Consider the following 20,993-nt stretch of genomic DNA (forward strand, 5'->3'; position numbering starts at 1 on the left):
TCGTTGAGGCAGGCCGTCGAGTCAGGCTGTCGAGTCAGGTCGTCGGAGAAGGGGAGTCGGGGGAGATGCGTGGGGATCGGGAGTTCGTCCGGGACCGGTCAGTCGGTGTCCAGGTCGGCGATCAGCTCGTCCAGGAAGCCCGCCGCCTCGGCGGCGGCGCGGTCGGTGTCCTGGTCGCGGATCGCCGAGAGCAGCCGCTGGTGGTCGACGGTGGCCAGGCTGGGCTTGGTGCTCACCGTGCTGGCCACCGAGGCGCGCACGACCTCGGTGAGGCCCTGGTACAGCTCGGCGAGCAGCGGGTTGTGCGAGCACCGGACGACCGCGAGGTGGAACGCGGCGTCCTGGTCGATGCCGACCTCGTAGTCCTTGGCCGTCATCGAGTGGTCGCGGGCGTCGAGCAGCTCGGTGAGCTCGGTCAGCTCGTCCTCGGTCCGGTTGCCCGCGGCGAGCCGCGCGCCCTCGACCTCGAGCGTCCGCCGGACCTGGAGCACGTCGCGCAGCTCGGTGCCTGCCAGCCTGCGCACCGCGCCGGAGAACTCGCTGGTGGCGCGGACGAAGGTGCCGTCACCCTGGCGCACCTCCAGCAGGCCCGCGTGCGAGAGCGCGCGCACCGCCTCGCGGACGGTGTTGCGACCGACGCCGAGGGCGGTGACCAGCTCTGGCTCGGTCGGGATGCGCTCGCCGACCTTCCACTCCGCGCTGGTGATCGCCGCGCGCATCTGCTCGATCACCTGGTCGACGAGGCCGGAACGCCGGGTAGTGGCCAACGGCACAGCGCCATCCTTTCAGCCAAACATCCTATGTTTGTGATACTCAGCCCATGACGCTCCACCGCAGGCGCAACGCCAGGGACGTCAAGATTGCCACGCCGACCCCGCCGCGTGGTGCCTGGTCGGCCCACCCGGCCGGAAACAGTGCCCTCGCGTCCAGCCGAGGGACGGCCCTGGTCGGTACCTCGCTGCTCGTCCTCGGGGTCGCCCTCGCCGCGGCGAACCTGCGACCCGCTGTCACCAGTCTCGCATCCGTGCTGGAACAGGTGCGCGGGTCCGTCGGCGCCAGCCACGCCTGGGCCAGCGCGCTGACCGCGCTCCCGGCACTGTGCTTCGGCGCCGCCGGGGTGCTCGCACCCCGGCTGAACAGGCGGTTCGGCCTGGCCAGGGCGGTCGGCTGGGCGCTGGCGCTGCTCACGGCCGGGCTCGGTCTGCGGGTGCTCGACGGCGCCCCCGCCGTGCTCGGCGGCACCCTGCTCGCCTGCGCGGGCATCGCCCTGGGCAACGTCCTGCTGCCCGTGGTGATCAAGCAGTCGTTCCCGCACCGGCTGGGCGTGGTGACGGGCATCTACATGGGAGCGCTGGCCGGTGGCGGAGCGCTGGGCGCGGCGGTGACGCCGTCGCTGGCCGACGCCATGGGGAGTTGGCGGTTCGCCCTGGGCGTGTGGGCGCTGCTCGGGGTCGCGGCCGTCCTGCTGTGGTCGGTGGGCGCCCGGCACGCCGAGGTGGTCGTCGACCAGCCGCCGCGGCCCCGGCGGTCGCTGCTGGGCAACCGGCTGGCCTGGACGGTGACGGTGTTCTTCGGGCTCCAGGCCCTGGTCGCGTACGTGATCATGGGCTGGCTGCCGGAGGTCCTCATCGAGGCCGGGGTCGACCGCACCACCGCGGGCCTCTACCTGGCGATCTGCACCCTGTTCGGCGTCCCGACCGGGCTGCTCCTCCCGCCGCTGGCGGTGCGGATGCGCTCGCAGTCCCTGCTGATCGTGGTGCTGACGTTGATCGGCGGCCTCGGCATCGTCGGCCTGCTGGTGGCCCCCAGCGCCGCCCCCCTCGCCTGGACCGTCCTCGCGGGCTTCGGCATGGGCGTCTTCCCCCTGGTCATCACCGTCATCGCCCTGCGCACCGAAGACCCGGCCGACACCGCCTCCCTCTCCGCGATGGCCCAATCCCTCGGCTACCTGATCGCCGCCTGCGGCCCCTTCCTCTTCGGCTTACTCCGCGGGCTGACCGGCGGCTGGACAGCGTCCCTGGTGCTGGTCCTTGTCGTCACCGCCATCCAAGCCGTCTTCGGCTACGCCGCGGGCCGCCCCCGCACGGTCTAGCCCTGCGGCGGTGTCGCGCGAGGTCCGCCTACTTCGGGAAGGGGAGGTTGAGCAGGGCGTTCTCCACGACCTCGGGCATGCCGGGGTGGATCCAGTACTGGCCGGTGGCCATGGTCCTGGCGTCGAGGCCGAAGCTCATGGCCTGGATGATCGGCTGGATCAGGGTCGGTGCCTGCGGGCCGATGATGTGCGCGCCGAGGATCTGGGCGGTGTCGGGGTCGGCGATGACCTTGGCGAAGCCGGTCTCGTCCTCCATCGCCCAGCCGTAGGCGATGCCGCCGAAGGTCTGGGTCGAGGCGATCCAGGGGATGCCGCAGCTCTCGGCTTCCTGCTCGGTGATGCCCACCGCGGCGATCTGCGGGGAGGTGAACACCGCGTGCGGGACGAAGCGGTGGTCGGCGGCCTTGGGCTGGTCGGGGTGCAGCAGGTTGTGCTGCACGATCCTGGCCTCGTGGTTGGCGACGTGCTTGAGCTCGTAGGGCGAGCTGATGTCGCCGAGCGCCCACACGCCCTCGGCCGTGGTCCGCTGGTACTCGTCGACGACCACGTGCCCGCTCGGCGCGGTGGTGATGCCGCCCGCGGCAACGTCGAGTTGGTCGGCGTTGGGGGTGCGGCCGGTGGCGACCAGCAGCAGGTCGGCGTCGACGGTCTCCGCGCCGTGCGGGCCCTCCAGGTGCAGGCGGACGCCGCCGTCGTGGTTCTGCGCGCGCACGGCCTTGCGGTCGAGCCGCACGTCCCAGCGCTGCTGGGCGAGCTCGGTGAACCGCTGGCTCACGTCGCGGTCCTCGGCGCGCAGCAGGGCGCCGGAGCGGGCGACCACGGTCACCTCGACGCCGAACGACGAGAACACGTGCGCGAACTCGGCCGCGATGAACCCGCCGCCGAGGATCACCAGGCGCCGGGGCAGGTCGGGGATTCGCATGATCGTGTCGCTGGTGTGCAGCGGCACGTCGTGGATGCCGTCGATGTCCGGGACGGTCGCGCGCCCGCCCGCCGCGAGCACGACCCGGTCGGCGGTGATGGTCTCGGCGGGGGAGCCGTCGTTGGGCGTGATCTCCAGGCGCCGCTCGCCGGTGAACCGGGCGTTGCCCGCGTAGACGGTGACGTTGGCGTTGTCCGGGTGCTCGACCCGGTACGCCTGCCCGCCCGCGGCGATGGGGTCGATCCGGCCGAAGACCCGGTCCCGGATGTCGGGCCACCGCACCCCGTCGAGCGTGGTGTCCACCCCGAGCCGCGCCGAGTGCCCCGGCACCGCGGCCAGGTCGGCGGCGTGCACGAACATCTTGGTCGGGATGCAGCCGACGTTCAGGCAGGTCCCGCCGAACACGCCGCGTTCGACCATCGCCACCCGCCAGCCCGCGAAGCGGGGGTCGAGCAGGGAGTTCCCGGAGCCGGTCCCGATGATCACCAGGTCGTAGTGCGCCACGACCCCATCCAACCGCATCGGCCCGGTCCCGCATTCCCGTGTTCCTGCCGGGTGACCACGGCCACCCGGCAGGCGCGGGTTCAGTGCGCGTAGGTCGGGGTGACGATCGCCCTGGCCAGGGTGTGGAACGCCAGGTTGAAGCTGACCACCGACGGGCTGGCGTTCTCGTCGACGTCGAGCCGCTCGACGTCGACGGCGTGCACCACGAAGTAGTACCGGTGCACCTGGTCGCCCTGCGGCGGGGCGGCGCCGCCGTAGTCGCGGGTGCCGAAGTCGGAGCGCACGTGGAACGCCGCGCCCGGCAGGGCGTCGTCGCTCGCGCCCGCGCCCTCGGGCAGCCCCGTGGTGTCGGCGGGGATGTTCACCGCGGCCCAGTGCCAGAACCCGCCGGGGATCGGGGCGTCCGGGTCGAAGCAGGTGACCACGTAGCTCTTGGTGCCCTCGGGTGCTCCGCTCCAGGTCAGCTGGGGTGAGACGTTCTCGCCGCCCGCCGAGCCGTGCGCGTGCCGGGTGGCCAGCGGCTCACCGTCGCGCACGTCGGTGGAGGTCACGGTGAACGAGCCGACCCGGGGCAGCAGCTCGTAGGGGTCGGGTGCGACCGGGCGGTCCAGGCTCATCGGCATACCTCGCAGCCAGTGGGGTGATCTTCCGGCGCCGAATCTAGTCCGGCCCGGCGCCGGTCGCCTGAGCGCAACTACGCCAAACGGACCGGGGACGGGCCTACTGTGGAAGGAGACACACGGGGAGGAAGACCAGTGACCGACAATTCCGACGTCTCGCGCTCGACCAGCAGGGTTCGGTTCCCGCGGATCAGCCCGCGCGCCTACGAGCACCCGGCCGACCGCGGCGCCATGGCGGGCCTGCGGGCCGTGCCCGGCCTGTCCGAGGTGCTGAAGTCCGTCGCGGGCCTGTTCAGCGAGCGCGGTGAGCGGCTGCTGGCGCTGGCCTCGGCGATCCGGGTGGGGGAGAAGCAGTACCCGAAGGTCGACCAGCTGCGCCGGGAGACCGCCGAGGTGCTGGACCTGGACACGGCGCCGAACCTGTTCATCCAGCGCGACCCCAGGGCCAACGCGATGGCGGTCGGCATCGACGAGCCGTTCGTGGTGATCACCACCGGTCTGGTCGAGGCCATCGACACCGAGAGCCTGCGGTTCGTCATCGGCCACGAGATGGGCCACATCCTCTCCGGCCACGCCGTGCTGCGCACCATCCTGCTGCGGCTGCGCAGCGTGCAGCAGACGATGGCGCTGCTCCCGCCGGGTGCCCTGGCGCTGCGCGCGATCCTCGCCGCCCTCAACGAGTGGTACCGCAAGGCGGAGTTGACGGCCGACCGCGCGGGTCTGCTCGCGGGCCAGGACCCGGCCGCGGCGCTGCGCACCCACCTCTACCTCGCGGGTGCCACCGACCTGACCCAGATCGACATCCCGTCGTTCCTCCAGCAGGCCAAGGAGTACGAGGAGGTCGACGACATCCGCGACAGCATCCACAAGCTGCGCAACGTCGAGGGCATGACCCACCCGTTCGCCGTGGTCCGCGCCGCGCAGTTGCAGCGCTGGGCCGCCTCGGACGAGTACCGCGACATCCTCACCGGCCAGTACCAGCGCCGCGACGACGACGCCCCCACCACCAACCTCGGCGAGGACCTCCGCTCGGCCGCGAAGTCCTACAAGGAGTCCTTCACCACCTCGGCCGACCCCCTGGTCAGCCTCCTCAACACCGTCGGCTCCACCATCACCGACACCGCGGGCAAGGTCTTCACCAAGTTCACCACCCCCCGCTCCGAGAACCCCACCCCCAACTAGCCCACTCCCGGGGCGGCGGCGGACACCCCCGCCGCCCCACCCACACAACCCCTTCAACGTTGGCTAACAACGCTCCTCGGGCCCGCCGGTCCAACCGACAGAGGAGTCGCCGCTCCAACCGGTTGAGCCTGTGCCCGTTGGTCCCTGAGCGCCCCTCGGAGCCACCACTCCCAACCGGTAGGGACTGTGCGACGTTGGCCAACCACGCGCCCCTCTCAGACGTTGGTCCCACCCGCCCGCCACAGTCGTTGGCCCAACCGCGCCCCTAAATAACGTTGGCCGACAACCGCTCCTCGGATCCGCTGGTGCCAGGCCGGCTCGATGGGGTGGACTTGTTTTGTGTGGGGGGACGATGCCCGTAGCGTCGCTCACCGTGGCAGGGCCTGCTTTTGGGCCCCTGCTTTGTGGTTCTGCCCGGTTGTTGTAGGGGCCCCGCGCAAAACAAGTTCGCCGCATCGAGCTCGTCGCTTTCTCGCGCCCCGGGCCAATGCCGAAGGCGAGGCGTTCACCGTCGATGGCGCAGCCGAGACCGAGAGCCGCCAGTCCTCAGCCCAAGATCAAACCGCCCACAGCACCCCCCGATATACAGCTTACCGAGCGGCACCGACAGAACGCCCCGAGCGAGCGACCAGCCTGTGGACAACCCAGCCGCACCAAGCCCAGCCTGCGCGTCCAGCCCCCTCAGTTCTGAGGACGCGACCGCCGCGGACGGTGCTGCCACCACCCGATCGCCGTGGCGGCCAAGACCATCAGGGTGGCGGCCCCGGTGGCGACGAGGGCGGCCACGCCCATCTGTTGCCAGGTCGGGGTCGGGTAGGGGAATCCGACTGCGAACCACAGCAGCCAGACGGCGAGGAAGAGCCATCGCCTGCCGGTCTTGGGGGCTGTGTTCGTGCTGGTCACCACCGGTCCTCCTGCGCGCTCAGGTTGCTCTGCGTCACCATCGCCGTGTTCGGCCGAGACCGCGGCGCGGGGGTGAACACCGTTGGGACATCTGGCCGACAAGGTGGTTCCCGCTCCGCACGGTCCATTCCAGGGTCGCGTCGCCTGTGCGCAGCGTTACAGCTCTCACCTGGTGGTGATCACCCACGAGGGGCGTACATGATCGCCGCGACGCCCGCAAGGCACAGGGTGGCGCCGAGCAGGTCCCAGCGGTCGGGGCGGAAACCGTCCACCACCACGGCCCACGCCAGCGAGCCCGCCACGAACACCCCGCCGTAGGCGGCGAGGACCCGGCCGAAGTGGGCGTCGGGTTGCAATGTGGCGACAAATCCGTACGCGCCGAGGGCGAGCACCCCGCCGAGGACCCACAGCCAGCCGCGGTCCTCGCGGATGCCCTGCCACACCAGCCACGCGCCGCCGATCTCGGCGATGGCCGCGAGCAGGAACAGCGCCACCGACCGCAGCACGTCAGCCCCCGGTCGCGCTGAAGTGCTGGCGGTCGACCGGGGACGTCCAGGTGCCGCCCCAGGTCCAGCCGATGGCGGTGAACGCGCGCACGACGGGGTCGCCGGAGTACAGCATCCCCGACCGTTTCCGCCCCCTGTCCACATAGGAGGAAGCCAGTTCCGGCAGCACCAGTTTTCCCTTCGTGTAGGGGTTGCAGAACGGGTTGATGTCGATCGCGAGGCCGTACGCGTGCGCCGACCACGTCGTGCCCGTGCGGACCGCGCGGCAGACGAAGGCGCCGGTGTTGTTGCCATCGCCGGTCGGGGGGAGATCCAGCTCGGGTAGCGCTGTCACCCGCATCTCCTCCAAGGGGAACCGGTTCGCGAACAGCGTGCCGAACACCTTGGTCACGTCTTGCGCTACCCGCGCGTTGACGATCATCTCGCCGGTGTGCGCTTTCCCGTCGAACCCCCAGAACGACATCGTCAGGTAGCGCAACTGCCCTGCGGTCACCGGACATCCCGACTGCCAGGTGCTGCGTCGCAACACCGCCGCGGGCACCTCTGACACCGTCGCGGCGTACTTGCCGTCCGCGGGCGGTGGCAGCGCGTCGCGAGTCGGCAGTGACCGGTTCACCAGGACCGCGGGCGTCGGCAGCACCTTCCCGAACCCGTCCGCCCCCAACGGCAGCGGCTTCGCCCCGACCACCCACGTCTCGGTGGGCGCTTGCGTCGTCACCGGTGGGGCAGGCGTCACGGGAACCGTCGTGGTCACCGGCGCGCTCGTGGTCGGCAGGGCAGCGGTGGACGGCGTGGTCGCCGCGGACTCGCTGGTCGGGGCCGCCTCGGTGCTGGACGCCGCGCGGTGCTGTTCGGGCGTCACGCACCCGGCGGCGAGCAGCAGGCACAGGGCGGGCAGGAGGCGGCGCACCCGTCCAGCATGCCGTACCCGGAAAGTTCCACCCGTTCGAGCGACAGCGCAGAGTAACCGTTCGGCTCCGATTTGACCTACCGTGTCGACCTGCCCGAACCCCCGCTGGCACCCCCGACAGGAGAAACACCCATGGGGCTCTACGCCCGTCGCATCCTCGGCGCCCTGGCCGCAGTGGCGATCCTGATCGCGCTGCTCGGCCAACTGTTCCGCGCCGACGCCGCGGAGCAGATCGTCGGCGGGCAGCGCGTCCCGATCGCCGATCACCCGTACGTCGTGTACCTGGCCACCTCGAACGGGTTCCAGTTCTGCGGCGGCACCCTCGTCGACCGCGACAAGGTCGTCACCGCGGCCCACTGCGCCAAGGCGTACCCCCGCGACCGGGTGCTGGTCGTGGCGGGCCGGGAGGACAAGAGCAGCACGGACGGGGTGACCGTCGGCGTCAAGGACATCTGGGTGCACCCCGACTACCGCGACGTGACCCTGGGTGACGACGTGGCTGTCCTCACCCTCGCCGAGCGGGTGCCGTACCGGCCGCTGCCGGTGGCCACCGACCGGGCGGTCTACACCCCCGAGGCCCCCGCCGGGATCCTCGGCTGGGGTCGCGTGGCCGAGACGGGGGCCGCGTCGCGCTACCTGCTCGGCGCCCAGGTCCGCCTGGTCTCCGACACCGAGTGCGCGGTCGACTACGACAACTTCCTCGACGACTCCATGGTCTGCGCCGGCCTGCCCGAGGGCGGTATCGACACCTGCCAGGGCGATTCCGGTGGCCCCCTCATCGTCGACGGCAGGCTCGTCGGCATCTCCTCGTGGGGCCAGGGCTGCGCCGAACCCGGCAAGCCCGGCGTCTACACCCGCGTCGCCGCGTACGCCGATCTGATCGGCGACCACCTGTGATATCCGACCACCTGTGATATCCACGGTGGCGTGACGCTTCACGCCGCCCCCGGGCCCGAGATGACCGCGGCTGACCTCTACGCCGTGCTCACGCTGCGGCTTCTCGTGTTCGTAGTGGAACAGACGTGCCCGTACCCCGAGTTGGACGGGCGCGACCTCTTGCCCGACACCGTGCACGTCTGGTGGCAGCCGGACACCGAGCCGTTGGCCTACCTCCGCGTGCTCGGTGCTCCGGGCACCGTGCGCCGCGTAGGTCGCGTGTGCACGGCCGCTACCGCTAGAGGCACCGGCCTGGGCAGCAAGCTCATGGCCGCCGCGCTCGACATCGTCGGTCCGGACGAGAGCGTCCTAGACGCTCAACTGCCAGCCCAGGCCCTCTATGCGAAGTTCGGCTACCTGCCAGAGGGCGACCCGTTCGACGAAGACGGCATCCTGCACATCCGCATGCGCCGCCCAGGTCACTCCTTGACCGCGACGAGCGTGTAGCTCGCCGCGAGCCGCTCAGGCTCCGACGTCAGCCGCCACTCGCCATCGGCAGACTCGGTCATCTGGCCGGGCAGCGCGTTCCACGGCACGCTGTCGTGCTCCTCCAGCAGCGTCAGCCGCAGTCCCCGCTCCAGCAGCGCGGTCACGATCTCGCCGAGACCGTGGTTCCACGTGTGCGTGTGCCCGTGGGTGAACGCCACGTCGGTCGCCACGTAGGTGTCGTACTCCTCGAACACCAGCGGCTCGACGTGCTCGAAGTACGGGTACCGCAACACCGGCTGGTCGGCCTTCTCGTCGAGCGCCCACAGCAGCGGGTGCGACTCCCGCAGGAACAGCCGCCCACCGGGGCGCAGCAGCCCGGCCACGACACCGGCCCACCGGCTGACCGACGGCAGCCAGCACAGCGCCCCGACGCCGGTGTAGACCAAGTCGTAGCCGCCGTGGTCGAGCACGTCGAGCGCGCGGTAGACGTCGGACTCGTGGAAGTCGACGGTGTCCCCGGCCAGCGCGCGGGCCTGGCGCAGCGACTCGGCGGAGAAGTCCAGGCCGCTCATCCGCGCGCCGAGCCTGGCCAGCGACAGCGTGTCGGTGCCGATGTGGCACTGCAGGTGCACGCCGCGCACGCCGGCCAGGTCACCCAGCCGCGGCCGGTCGAACCGGACCACGTCGCTGAGGTGGGACGGGTCGGCGCGGAACCGCTCGAAGCCGTAGTCGGCGGACGCGGCGTGCGCGGGCGCGCGTTCGTCCCACTTCGCCTTGTTGACCGCGATGTACTCGGGTTCCTGGTCCATGTCCCGCATGATCCGGGCCGGGCCCACCGCTCGGCCAGTCGATTACCGGGGGGCGCAGCGGGTGATGACGTCGACCGCCCGGTCGATGTCGCCCTCGGTCAGGTCCGCCCGTGCGGTGAGCCGCAGGCGGGAGATCGAGTCCGGTACGGACGGCGGGCGGAAGCAGCCGACCCACACCCCGGCCGCGCGGCAGTCGTTGGACCACGCGAGTGCGGCGTCAGCGGAGGGCGCGCGCACCGACACCACTGCTGCTGTCGGATCGCTTACCGCCAGCCCCGCTGCCTTAAGGCGCTCAGCGAGAGTTAGCGCTACCTCAAGCACTCGCCCTGGGCGGTCTGGTTCTTCCTTCAGGATGTTGAGTGCTGCGAGCGCGGCCGCGACGCTGCTCGGGGCAAGGCCGGTGTCGAAGATGAAGCTGCGCGCGTTGTCGACCAAGTGCTTGATGACGCGGCGCGGGCCTAGGACCGCGCCTCCTTGCGCGCCAAGGGCTTTCGACAGCGTCACCGTCGTCACCACGTCCGGCGCGCCCGCCAGCCCGGCCGCCGCGACCGCGCCCCGGCCGCCTTCACCAAGCACGCCAAGGCCATGCGCGTCATCGACGATCAGTGCCGCGTTGTTCTCCCGGCATACCTGGGCGAGTTCATCCAACGGGGCCAGGTCACCGTCAACACTGAACACGGAATCGGTGACATAGACGGCGCGTTCGGTCCGTCGCGTCGAGAGCGCGCGCCCTGCCGCGGCTGGGTCGGCGTGCCCGACCACCGCTACCTCCGCGCGGGACAGTCGACATCCATCGATCAAAGAGGCGTGGATGGCGGAATCCGTGACGATCGAGCAGTTCTTCCCCGACAGCGCGGTCACCACGCCCAGGTTCGCCGCGAACCCCGACGAGAACACCAGCGCCGCCTGCGTCCCGCAGAACCGGGCCAGGTCGAACTCCAGCTCGCTGTGCAGCTCCGTGGTCCCGGTGACCAGCCGCGACCCGGTCGACCCCGCGCCCCAGCGCAGCGCCGCCGCCGCCGCCGAGCCGGTCACCCGCTTGTCGCGGGCCAGCCCCAGGTAGTCGTTGCCCGCGAGGTCGAGCAGGTCCGAGTCGTGCCCGCGCGGCCGCAGCTGCCTGGCCAACCCGGCCCGGCGGCGGTCGTCGGCGTGCGCGTCGAGCCAGTCGAAGACCTGCTCGGCGGGGCTGGGTGCGTCGTTCACGCAGCGAGTCTGACACCGGCCACCGCTCGGGGTGCCCAGGGGGCGGGGCAGGCCGGACGATACGGTCGGGCCATGCGTGGCGCCGTGAGTTTCGTGGGAGCTGGACCGGGGGCGGCCGACCTCATCACCCTGCGCGGGGCGGCCAGGATCGCCGAGGCGGACCTGGTGCTCTACACCCCGAGCGCGGTCGACCCGCTGTGGCTGCGCGAGCACACCAAACCCGACGCGGACCTCGTCGACCACGCCCGGCTCGCCGCCGACGAGCTCGCCGAGCTGTACCGCAGGCTCGCCAGCAGGCACCACCGCGCCGTCCGGCTCGTCGCGGGCGATCCGGCGCACTGCCCTGACCTGCGCGAACAACGCGAGTTGTGCGCGCGGCTCGGGCTCGACACCGAGGTCGTGGCCGGGGTGTCGCCGGTGTCCGCCGCCGCGGCCGCGACCGGCAACGCGCTCGTCGAGACCGCGGGCGCCGACACCGTAGTGGTCACCGAGGCCGATTTCGAGCGGGTACGCGAAGTCGCCGCGGACAGCCGCACGCTCGTAGTGCACGCCCCGGCCGCGCGCGCCGCCGAACTGGTCGAGGCCCTTCTCGGTGCCGGGTTGGACCCAGAGGTACCGGTGGTGGTCGCGCACAAGGTCAGCTGGGTGGACGAGACGCTGCTGCGCACGACCATCGGTGAGCTCGTGGCCGACGTGAAGGGCGCCAACCTGTGGCGCAACGCGGTGTTCCTCGTGGGCGACGCGCTGCGCCAGGCCAAGCCGAGGGCGGGGTACGCGCCGCGCGAGGCCGAGACGGGCAAGCGGTGGACCTCGAGGTCGTGGCGGTCGAACGGCTCTTGGTCGCGCCGCTCCTTCCCGGAGCCCGCGCCCACCTTCGGCGATCCCACTCTCGGCGATCCCACCGTGGCCGACGCTGTCGAACCGGAGTCGGCTGAGCCCGGGACTGCTGCGCCCGAGCACGCCGAGTTCGTGTCGGTCGAGCCCGTGGTGGCCCAGCCGGAGCCGACTCCCGTCGAGCAGGCGGGTGCCCCGGCGGTCGAGTCGGTGCCCGAGGTGCCGGTCGCCGCGGAGCCGAAACCGGTGGTCAAGCGGGCCACGGCGACCAAGAAGCAGCCCGCGCGCCCGACGCGGACCGGCGCGAGGCGCACCACGAAGAAGTGAGACCCGTTCACGGGCGTGGTCGAATACCGCCATGACGGTGACCGTTCTAGGTGGCCTGGCCGCGGCTGGCCAGGCAGTGCCCGGTGGCGCGCTCGACGCCGCGGACCTGGTCGTCGGCCCGAGAGCGCTGCTCGCGGGCTACACCGGGTCGGCGCGCGTGATCGAGACCGCCGGTCCGCTCACCGGCGCCGCGCTGGACTCCCTGGCCGCCGCCGACGCCGCGGTCCTGCTCGTCCCCGGTGATCCCGGCTTCTTCGGCGACCTGCGGGTGCTGCGCGAGCGCGGCGTCCAGGTCGTGGTGCGCCCCGGGATCACCGACCTCCAGCGCCTCGCGGCGATGCTGCGGCGCCCGTGGGACGACATCACCGTGGTCAGCGCGCACGGCCGCGACTTCCGGCACGCGGTCAACGTCTGCCGCGCGCGCAAGGCCGTCGCGGTGCTGACCGCCCCCGGCGCCGGTCCCGCCGAACTGGCCAGGGAACTGCGCGGCTGGCGGCGTGCGATCGCGGTGCTGGAGGACGTCGGCGGCCAGGCCGAGAAGCTGTCCATTGTGGACGTCACCGAGGCGGAGCGGGCACGCTGGCGGGAGCCGAACCTGGTGCTGTGCCTGACCTCGATCGACGCCGTCGGCGCGGCCCGGTGGATCGCGGGCGGCGAACCGGTGCCCCCGCCCGGCGGCTGGGCGTTGCCCGCAAGCGCTTTCGCCACCCGCGAGGGTCTCGGCGTCGCCCCGGAGATCAGCGCGCTGGCGCTGGCCAGGCTGGCCCCGCGCCCGGGGGCACTGCTGTGGGACGTCGGCGCGGGCTCCGGCGCTGTCGGCATCGAGGCCGCCCGGCTCGGCGCCGCGGTGATCGCCGTCGAGCGCGACCCCGGGCTGTGCGTGCGGATCGTCGCCAACGCCGCCGCCCACGAGGTCGACGTCCGGCTGGCCGACGGCGAGGCGCTGACCGACCTGCCGCGCCCGGACTCGATCTTCCTGGCCTCGGCCCGCCCCGACCTCGTCCGCGCGTGCGCCGCCGCGGGCGCGGACCGGGTGGTGGTCCTGGTCCGCGAGGTCGACCGCCTCACCGAGACCCGCCAGATCCTCACCGGCGCGGGCTACGAGGTCGACGGCTGCCACCTCACCACCGCCGCCCTGACCCCCACCCCGGACGGCACCACCCTCACTCCAGCGAACGCCACCGCGCTGATCTGGGCCACCCGCTGATCACGGTCAGTACCAAGGTGGGCACGAACCGTGCGGTTTGGTGCCCCGGACCGCGAACTGGTCCACGTCCACGGCCGAACACGAGATCATCTTGAATCCGTAGCCCGCGCGGCACCGGAATCGTTCACCGGTGGATGGCGTAAGAGACGCGAGTGGTGGCAAACGGCCTTGTTGGCGTTGGGCTGAATGCGCCTGGTTCCGGCCGTGCCGCTGGTGAAGTGGTGGTAGCGCTAGAGATCGTGTGACCCGATTGGCCGGGGACGATTGTCGGGGGACGGTAGAGCTACCAGTTGCCAGTTGGCCCTATCCGCACAAGCGTTGCGTCCCTTGTGAAGGATCACAGGCGGACTGGGAGCGCTCTCCCGGCAACCGTTTCACTACGGAGCGCCCACGTGGCGGCAGTAGACCAATAGGATTCGGCCCAGGGGTCCGTGAGGAGCGGAGAACTTGTGAACACTGCGCGAACTGTTCGACTGTCGCGGCGCTCGGTGCTGGTGGCCGGGGTCGGGCTGGGTGCCGGGCTGGTCGCCGGGTGCCAGCAGCAGGCGTCGCCGTCGGCGCCACCGAACCCCGTGATCGGCAGCAAGACGCCGACCAGCGAGATCGCGCCGGTGGTCACCGGCAGGAACCTGTCCGCGGGCCGCTACCGCGAGGTCGACATCGTCATCATCCGCCCGGAGGGCATCCCGCCGGAGCCGATCCCGGTGTGCATCGCGCTGCACGGCGGCTGGGGCGCGGCGAAGGTGTTCCTCGACTACGGCGTGCCGCAGGTGCTGACCCAGATCGTGCGCGACGGGGCGCCGCCGTTCGCGGTCGTCGCCGTCGAGGGCGGCAACTGGGTCGGCAACAAGGACGACGACCCGCACCGGATGCTCAACGAGGACCTGCCCGGCTGGCTCGACTACCACGACCTGGCGACCACCCCGTTCTCCGTGGTCGGCTTCGGCGAGGGCGGCTCGGCCGCGCTCAACCAGGGCCGCTCGCCCGGCTTCCAGGCCGTCGCCGCGATCAGCCCCACCCTCTACAGCACCTGGGACTCCGCGCAGCGCGCCAAGATGTTCAACGACCAGGCCCAGTGGGAGCGGCTGGAGCCGTTGCGGCACACGATGGAACTGGGCAAGACCCCGATCGGGCTGTGGTGCGGCACCGAGGACGCCGAGCGCCTCGAGCTGACCAGGCAGCTCGCCCAGAAGGTCAAGGCGGTCAAGACCGCGTTCGACCCGGGCGGCCACGACGACGCCTACTTCCGCCGGGCCATCCCCGAGGCGCTCAAGTTCGTCGCGGGCTACCTGTAGCCTTGCTGGTCGGCGCCCCCGTCCGCGCCGACAACGACCTGGGGACCAGCGAATGACCGACCGACCCGACCAGCCCGAGCAGCCGAGCGGTCCGGAGCCGACGCCGCCACCGGTGCACCCGTCGCGGTCGCGCACCGACCACACCGGCGCCATCCAGCTCGGCATCGTCCCGTTGCGGCCGCTGAGCCTGCCGGACTTCGTCGGCGGCACCGTGAGCGCGCTGCGCCGCAACGCGGGGGCGCTGCTGGGCGTGGCGCTCGCCGTCGCGGTCGGCGCCGAGCTGCTGCGACTGCTGCTGAGCACCCTGTTCATCGGGGACGTCCCCACCACCGAGGTGGTCACCGGCACCGCCATCGACTGGGACGTCGCAGGCCCGATCCTGGGTGACCTGGGCATCGGCCTGGCCACCAACGCCGTGCTCGGCCTCGTCCTCGCCGCAGTGGTCAACGTCGTCATCCCGCGCGCCGTGTTCGGCCACACCACCGGCATCCGGCAGGCGCTCCGCGAGAGCGCGCCCCACCTGGGCAGGCTCCTCGTCACCATGCTGGTCGTGGTGGTGATCCTCGGCGGCATCGCCGCCGTGGCCGTCCTCGCCATGGCGGCCGCGGGCGGCGCGGGCGTGCTCATCGCCCTGCCCCTGCTCGTGGCGATCATCTACCTGTCCATCGCGTTCAGCTTCGCCCGCGCCCTCATCGTCGTGGAGGGCCTCGGCCCGGCCGCCGCGCTGGACCGCTCGCGCCACCTGGTCCGCGCGGGCGGCTGGTGGCGGCTGGCGGGCATCACGGTCCTGCTGAACCTGGTCCTGGGCATGTTCGGCCTGGTGATCACCACCCTGTTCGACCGCGTCAGCAACGCCAGCGCCCTCGGCGAGATCCTCGCCGTCATCATCATGGGCAGCATCTCCGGCGTCGTCATCATCATCTTCGAGTGCCTCCTCTACATCGACTACCGCGCCAGGGCAGAGGGCATCGAGGGCCTCTGGCTGAAGGCAGGCTGACCACCGGACGGCCGCCATCCCGGGCGGTGTCCTCCGCCCGCGGCGCTCGATGACACCCACCGGTGTTCACCGCTCGTTCGCTCCGTCACACTGTCGGGCGGCGGTTGCGGGTTCGGGGCCGGGGACCGGGCATGCTGTCCGGCATGGCAGTCGAGCAGCACTATCTCGCCGGGTTGGACCTGGCCGGGCGCCGTGTGGTCGTCGTCGGGGGTGGGACGGTGGCGCAGCGGCGGTTGCCGCGGTTGGTGCGGTCCGGTGCGGTGGTCGAGGTGGTGTCGCCGGAGGCCACGCCGTCGGTGGAGGCGATGGCGGACGCGGGTGAGATCGTCTGGCACCGGCGGGTCTATCGGGCCGGTGATCTCGCGGATGCTTGGTATGTCTTGTGCTGCACCTCGGAGACGGCCGTCAACGCGGCGGTAGCGGAAGAGGCTGAGCGGACACGGGTTTTCTGCGTGCGCGCGGATGCCGGGAGCGCCGGTAGTGCTGTCACGCCTGCCACGGGCGACCACGATGGTCTGCTCGTCGGCGTACTCGCGGGCGGTGAGCACCAGAGGTCCGCTGCCATCCGCGACGGTTTGCTCGACGCGCTCAGGGAAGGCCGGATCGCGGACCAGGAACGGGAACCCGCGGGCGTGGCGCTCGTCGGTGGAGGTCCGGGGGATCCCGAGCTGATCACCGTGCGCGGCCGTCGTCTGCTCGCGCGCGCGGATGTCGTTGTCGCCGACCGGCTCGGCCCGCGCGACCTGCTCGACGAACTGGCCCCGTCCGTCACCGTCATCGACGCCGCCAAGATCCCGTACGGGCGGGCGGCGAGCCAGGACGCCATCAACGACGCCCTTGTGGCGCACGCCAAGGCGGGCAAGTTCGTGGTGCGGCTCAAGGGCGGCGACCCGTACCTGTTCGGCCGTGGGTTCGAGGAGCTGATCGCCTGCGCTAAGGCAGGTGTGCCGGTCACCGTCGTGCCGGGCGTGACCTCCGCGTTCTCCGTTCCCGCTGTCGCCGAGATCCCGGTGACGCACAGGGGTGTCGCGCACGAGGTCGTTGTCGTTTCAGGGCACATCGGCCCTACCGACCCCAACACGCTCACCGACTGGTCCGCGCTGGCCCGGCTCGGCGGCACCATCGTGGTGATGATGGGTGTGGACAAGTTGGCGGCCATCGCCGAGGTCCTGATCAGCGGCGGGCGGGACAAGACGACGCCGGTCGCGGTGGTCCAAGAGGGCACCACGCGGTCCCAGCGGATCCTGCGTTCCACATTGGACCGTGTGGCCGATGACCTGGTCGAAGCCGGGATCCGGCCGCCCGCGGTGACTGTCATCGGCCCCGTCGCGGACCTACGTACCGCGCTCTCTTAGCAGAACAATCAGTACCCGTACTGCGACGACTACGGATTGTTCCGCGTATGTCCGGACGGTGATGGTGAGGGTCCACAAACCGGAGGAGACCCTCACCGTGGCCTACGCGATCGACCCGTTCCTCAGCCCGAGCACGCACCCGGGCGACTTCACCGTGTCCGTCGAGCCGCTGTCGGTGCGCGTGGGCAGGCCCGGTGGGGCTGTCGCCGCCATCGTGACGCGGGCGGGCGGGGAGCGGCACACGCTGACCATGTCGGTCACCGGTCTGCCCTGCGGGGCGCTGGCGGCGTTCGAGCCGAAGGTCGTGGCGGCGGGCGAGACCACCGAGCTCAGCATCGCGATCTCGGAGAAGGCGAGCCCGGGCGTCTACCCGGTCACCGTGCACGCCACGGCGCCCAACGGCATGACCGCGCGCGCGTACCTCTCACTGACCGTCGACGACGCCACGACGCACAGTGGCATCCGGGTGCGGTTGGTGCCCGACGAGTCGACGACGCAGCCGGGTTTCCTGACCCAGACGCGCGTCACCGTCTCCACGGACGAGCCCGTGGAGCTCAGCGTCGGCGGCGTGCCACCGGGGACCCGGGCCACGTTCAGCCCGGCGCGGTTGCCCGTCGGTGGCGGTGCCTGCACTCTGTGGATCTTCACCAGCCCGTCCGCCGCCCCCGGCGCCTACCCCGTCGTCGTGTCGGCGGCGGGAGCGCACGGGCGCGTCGGCGAGGCCATCTTCACCCTGACCATCACCGGGTGGGACCGGCCCTAGAGCCGGTCCCCGCGGTACTCGATCCTCGAGAACGCCCGGACCAGTGGTACTAGTCCGGCCATTCCCAGCGCACGCAGAGGATCCCGGGACCGAAGTCCAGGGCGACCGCGTGCGCCTTGCCGTCCAGGGTCACGTCCAGCTTGCGCCGGTTGGTCACCTGGTCGTCCATGTCGACGGTGTACTGCTCCAGGTACGCCGGTAGCGCCCTGGGGTCGAACCTCAGCTCGAGCACGAACTCGCGCACCGGCCCCGGGAACTTGCGGCAGTAGCTGTCGTCGCCGCGCGAGTAGGGCGGACCGGGGTGGCGCAGCACGTAGTCGACGATCGTCGTCTCGCCGCGGTTGAGCGGCTGGTCGAGCAGGATCTCCGCGGCCACCAGGCCCGCGGTGGGGTCCTGCGCGACCCGGCCGATGCGGCAGGTGTCACCCGCGACGATCTCGGGGAACGGTCTGCCAGGCACCTCCAGGTCGTAGACCAGCAGCGTGCGATCGGCCCCGTCCCGCTCGGCGCGGAATACCTGGCGGATGTTGAGGGCCTTCTCGCCGCGGTCGACGGCGATCTCCATCTTGTCGTGCTGGCTGATCTTGGTCAGCGCGCTGTCTGTCGTGTAGTCGATGCGCTTGAGCAGGTGCGACACCGGTTCGCTGTTGCCCCACAGTGCCTCGACGGTCAGCCGGGAGGACTCGCGGTTGACCCTGCCGCGCGGCCGCGGTGGGCCGAGCAGCGCGATCAGCGAGCCGGTGGGCACCCCGAGGACGTCCTCCAGATGCCCGAGCGCGGCCAACGACTCCGCTCGCTCGGGCCTGCGGCGCCCGGACTGCCAGTAGCTCAGCGCCGTGACGCTGATCGACACCCCGCGTGCGCGCAGCCGGTACTGGATCCGGTCGAGGCTCAGACCACTGGCCTGGATCGCCGACCGCAACGCCGTGGGGAACGCGTCGGCCGCCAGCGACTCGGGCTGCTCGGCCGTCAACGCATGGCGGACACTCCCGTTCTGGTGAAGCTCACGAACTGGCTCGCGGGTGATACCGCTACCCATGTTCACTCCCTGGGTTACCCCTTACGCCCTGACGGTCACATTACGTCTTGGGGGGCCCGCTGGGTAGCGTCAGTGTTAATTCATGGGTAACCGGATCACTCCTGGGGGTCACCGGATAGCCTGAATGGCGCCGGTCTTATACCGCCGAACGGTCCATGAGAACCGTCCATAGGGGTCACCGGGACCGTTCCCATTCCCAGTCACCGCCGCGCGTCCCGGCACCGTGGCCAGTCAGCATAAACCTGCTCGACAGGCCCCCCGAGGGGTTGGTTAGCCTGACCGACTAGCCGGTACCACTCCGCTGGTCGCGGCGAACATCCCATGATCTGGACAAGAAGAGGCACACCGTGATCCGCACGCACGAGGCAGGCGCCCTCCGGACCGAGAGCACCGGGCAGACCGTCACCCTCGCCGGGTGGGTGGCGCGCAGGCGCGACCACGGCGGCGTCATCTTCATCGATCTGCGCGACGCCTCGGGCGTGTCGCAGGTCGTCTTCCGCGAGGGGGAGATGGCCGAGCGCGCGCACCGGCTGCGCGCCGAGTTCTGCGTGCGCGTCGTCGGTGAGGTCGCCGCCCGCCCGGCGGGCAACGAGAACCCCGAGCTGCCGACCGGCGCCATCGAGGTGCTGGCGACCGAGCTGGAGGTGCTCAGCGAGTCCGCGCCGCTGCCCTTCCCGCTCGACGACCACCTGACCGTCGGCGACGAGGTCCGGTTGCGTTACCGCTACCTCGACCTGCGCCGCACCGCCCCCGCGAAGGCGCTGAGGCTGCGCAGCGAGGTCAGCCGGGTCACCCGCGACGTGCTGCACGCCGAGCGGTTCGTCGAGGTCGAGACCCCGACCCTGACCAGGTCGACCCCCGAGGGCGCCCGCGACTTCGTGGTGCCCGCCCGGCTCAAGCCCGGCTCCTGGTACGCGCTGCCGCAGTCGCCGCAGCTGTTCAAGCAGCTGCTCATGGTCGGCGGCCTGGAGCGGTACTACCAGATCGCCCGCTGCTACCGCGACGAGGACTTCCGGGCCGACCGGCAGCCCGAGTTCACCCAGCTCGACATCGAGATGAGCTTCGTCGACCAGGAGGACGTGATCGCGCTCGGCGAGCGGATCATCGGCGCCATCTGGCGCGAGCTGGCCGACCACGAGATCACCGGGCCGCTGCCCCGGCTGTCCTACGCCGACGCGATGTCGCGCTACGGCTCCGACAAGCCCGACATCCGCTTCGCCGTCGAGCTGACCGAGCTGACCGGGTACTTCGCCGAGACCCCGTTCCGGGTGTTCCAGGCGCCCTACGTCGGTGCCGTGGTCATGCCGGGCGGTGCCGCGCAGCCGCGCAAGCAGCTCGACGCCTGGCAGGAGTTCGCCAAGCAGCGCGGCCACAAGGGCCTGGCCTACGTGCTCGTCGGCGAGGACGGCACCCTCGGCGGCCCGGTCGCCAAGAACCTGTCCGAGGCCGAGCGCGAGGGCCTGGCCAAGGCCGCGGGCGCCGAGCCGGGCGACTGCGTGTTCTTCGCCGCGGGCAACCCGAACGACGCCCGCGCGCTGCTCGGCGCGGCCCGCCTGGAGATCGGCAAGCGCTGCGGGCTGATCGACGAGTCCGCGTGGGCCTTCGTCTGGGTGGTGGACTTCCCGATGTTCGAGGAGGCCGCCGCCGCCCAGTCCGCCGGTGACGTCGCCGTGGGCGGTGGCCGCTGGACCGCGCTGCACCACGCCTTCACCTCCCCGACCCCGGAGTGGGTCGACCGGTTCGAGCAGGACCCGGGCAACGCCCTGGCCTACGCCTACGACCTCGTGCTCAACGGCAACGAGATCGGCGGCGGCTCGATCCGGATCCACAACAAGGAGGTCCAGGAGCGCGTGTTCGGCGTGATGGGCCTGGACAAGGCCGAGGCGCAGGAGAAGTTCGGTTTCCTGCTCGACGCCTTCGCCTTCGGCGCGCCCCCGCACGGCGGCATCGCGCTCGGCTGGGACCGGCTGGTCATGCTGCTGGCCGGGCTGGACTCCATCCGCGAGGTCATCGCCTTCCCGAAGACCGGCGGCGGGTTCGACCCGCTGACCGCGGCGCCCGCGCCGATCACCGCCGAGCAGCGCAAGGAGGCCGGGATCGACTTCAAGCCGACCAAGCCCGCCGTGCCCGCCGAGTCTGGCGGCCAGGCCCAGTCCTGAC

Annotated in this window: 20 protein-coding genes; 11 read left to right on the forward strand and 9 right to left on the reverse strand. The window is 71.6% G+C overall.

Going from position 1 to position 20,993, the window contains the following annotated elements:
• Positions 1-98: 98 nt before the first annotated feature.
• Complete coding sequence (locus CLV68_RS24985; RefSeq protein ID WP_177215504.1) at positions 99-773, reverse strand: FadR/GntR family transcriptional regulator; 675 nt, start codon at positions 771-773, stop codon at positions 99-101.
• Between the two features lie 47 nt (positions 774-820).
• On the opposite strand from CLV68_RS24985, the gene CLV68_RS24990 reads away from it, so the two are divergent.
• The gene (locus CLV68_RS24990) at positions 821-2,092 is read left to right on the forward strand and encodes a CynX/NimT family MFS transporter (RefSeq protein ID WP_121393296.1); all 1,272 of its coding nucleotides are present in this window, start codon (positions 821-823) and stop codon (positions 2,090-2,092) included.
• Between the two features lie 28 nt (positions 2,093-2,120).
• Here CLV68_RS24990 and CLV68_RS24995 read toward each other — a convergent pair whose 3' ends face one another.
• Both CLV68_RS24995 and CLV68_RS25000 read right to left on the reverse strand, forming a co-directional pair.
• On the reverse strand, positions 2,121-3,518 hold the full coding sequence (locus CLV68_RS24995; RefSeq protein ID WP_121393297.1) for a mycothione reductase: 1,398 nt from the start codon (positions 3,516-3,518) through the stop codon (positions 2,121-2,123).
• Positions 3,519-3,598: 80 nt separating this feature from the next.
• Positions 3,599-4,135, reverse strand: coding sequence for a YbhB/YbcL family Raf kinase inhibitor-like protein (locus CLV68_RS25000; RefSeq protein WP_121393298.1), 537 nt, complete (start codon positions 4,133-4,135; stop codon positions 3,599-3,601).
• A gap of 138 nt (positions 4,136-4,273) precedes the next feature.
• Between CLV68_RS25000 and CLV68_RS25005 the strand changes: the two genes are divergently transcribed.
• Positions 4,274-5,320: a M48 family metallopeptidase gene (locus tag CLV68_RS25005; protein WP_121393299.1), complete on the forward strand. Its 1,047-nt coding sequence runs from the start codon at positions 4,274-4,276 to the stop codon at positions 5,318-5,320.
• Between the two features lie 681 nt (positions 5,321-6,001).
• Here CLV68_RS25005 and CLV68_RS25010 read toward each other — a convergent pair.
• From CLV68_RS25010 to CLV68_RS25020, 3 genes are all read right to left on the reverse strand, one after another.
• Positions 6,002-6,223 carry a hypothetical protein gene (locus CLV68_RS25010; protein ID WP_147460153.1) on the reverse strand — a complete coding sequence of 74 codons (222 nt, stop codon included), beginning with the start codon at positions 6,221-6,223 and terminating at the stop codon, positions 6,002-6,004.
• Between the two features lie 179 nt (positions 6,224-6,402).
• A complete protein-coding gene (locus tag CLV68_RS25015) occupies positions 6,403-6,729 on the reverse strand; it encodes a YnfA family protein (RefSeq protein WP_121393301.1) in 327 nt (108 codons plus the stop codon).
• Between the two features lies 1 nt (position 6,730).
• Positions 6,731-7,639: a M15 family metallopeptidase gene (locus CLV68_RS25020; RefSeq protein WP_246010083.1), complete on the reverse strand. Its 909-nt coding sequence runs from the start codon at positions 7,637-7,639 to the stop codon at positions 6,731-6,733.
• A gap of 132 nt (positions 7,640-7,771) precedes the next feature.
• Between CLV68_RS25020 and CLV68_RS25025 the strand changes: the two genes are divergently transcribed.
• Positions 7,772-8,536 (forward strand): S1 family peptidase, encoded by a 765-nt coding sequence (locus tag CLV68_RS25025; protein WP_121393302.1) that lies wholly within the window; start codon positions 7,772-7,774, stop codon positions 8,534-8,536.
• A gap of 60 nt (positions 8,537-8,596) precedes the next feature.
• Positions 8,597-9,022, forward strand: coding sequence for a GNAT family N-acetyltransferase (locus CLV68_RS25030; RefSeq protein ID WP_121393421.1), 426 nt, complete (start codon positions 8,597-8,599; stop codon positions 9,020-9,022).
• Here CLV68_RS25030 and CLV68_RS25035 read toward each other — a convergent pair.
• Positions 8,995-9,813, reverse strand: a complete 819-nt coding sequence (locus CLV68_RS25035) for a class I SAM-dependent methyltransferase (RefSeq protein WP_121393303.1) — start codon at positions 9,811-9,813, stop codon at positions 8,995-8,997. The genes CLV68_RS25030 and CLV68_RS25035 overlap by 28 nt on opposite strands.
• Before the next feature lie 42 nt (positions 9,814-9,855).
• A complete protein-coding gene (locus tag CLV68_RS25040; RefSeq protein WP_121393304.1) occupies positions 9,856-11,016 on the reverse strand; it encodes an 8-amino-7-oxononanoate synthase in 1,161 nt (386 codons plus the stop codon).
• 72 nt (positions 11,017-11,088) lie between these two features.
• Here CLV68_RS25040 and CLV68_RS25045 point away from each other — a divergent pair, with 72 nt between their 5' ends.
• From CLV68_RS25045 to CLV68_RS25070, 6 genes are all read left to right on the forward strand, one after another.
• On the forward strand, positions 11,089-12,177 hold the full coding sequence (locus CLV68_RS25045) for an SAM-dependent methyltransferase (protein WP_121393305.1): 1,089 nt from the start codon (positions 11,089-11,091) through the stop codon (positions 12,175-12,177).
• Positions 12,178-12,208: 31 nt separating this feature from the next.
• On the forward strand, positions 12,209-13,384 hold the full coding sequence (gene cbiE, locus CLV68_RS25050) for a precorrin-6y C5,15-methyltransferase (decarboxylating) subunit CbiE (protein WP_121393306.1): 1,176 nt from the start codon (positions 12,209-12,211) through the stop codon (positions 13,382-13,384).
• Between the two features lie 449 nt (positions 13,385-13,833).
• Positions 13,834-14,679, forward strand: a complete 846-nt coding sequence (locus tag CLV68_RS25055; RefSeq protein ID WP_170224558.1) for an alpha/beta hydrolase-fold protein — start codon at positions 13,834-13,836, stop codon at positions 14,677-14,679.
• 52 nt (positions 14,680-14,731) lie between these two features.
• Positions 14,732-15,676, forward strand: coding sequence for a DUF7847 domain-containing protein (locus tag CLV68_RS25060; protein ID WP_121393308.1), 945 nt, complete (start codon positions 14,732-14,734; stop codon positions 15,674-15,676).
• Between the two features lie 143 nt (positions 15,677-15,819).
• A complete protein-coding gene (cobA, locus tag CLV68_RS25065) occupies positions 15,820-17,031 on the forward strand; it encodes a uroporphyrinogen-III C-methyltransferase (protein WP_170224559.1) in 1,212 nt (403 codons plus the stop codon).
• A gap of 58 nt (positions 17,032-17,089) precedes the next feature.
• Positions 17,090-17,794 (forward strand): hypothetical protein, encoded by a 705-nt coding sequence (locus CLV68_RS25070; RefSeq protein WP_147460154.1) that lies wholly within the window; start codon positions 17,090-17,092, stop codon positions 17,792-17,794.
• A 49-nt stretch (positions 17,795-17,843) separates the two neighbouring features.
• Here the strand turns inward: CLV68_RS25070 and CLV68_RS25075 are convergent, their stop codons facing one another.
• A complete protein-coding gene (locus CLV68_RS25075; RefSeq protein WP_245782288.1) occupies positions 17,844-18,833 on the reverse strand; it encodes a helix-turn-helix domain-containing protein in 990 nt (329 codons plus the stop codon).
• Positions 18,834-19,180: 347 nt separating this feature from the next.
• Between CLV68_RS25075 and aspS the strand changes: the two genes are divergently transcribed.
• On the forward strand, positions 19,181-20,992 hold the full coding sequence (aspS, locus tag CLV68_RS25080; protein WP_121393311.1) for an aspartate--tRNA ligase: 1,812 nt from the start codon (positions 19,181-19,183) through the stop codon (positions 20,990-20,992).
• The last annotated feature ends 1 nt before the right edge of the window (position 20,993 follow it).

Origin of the sequence: Actinokineospora cianjurensis, assembly GCF_003663795.1 — a bacterium.
GTDB lineage: Bacteria > Actinomycetota > Actinomycetes > Mycobacteriales > Pseudonocardiaceae > Actinokineospora > Actinokineospora terrae.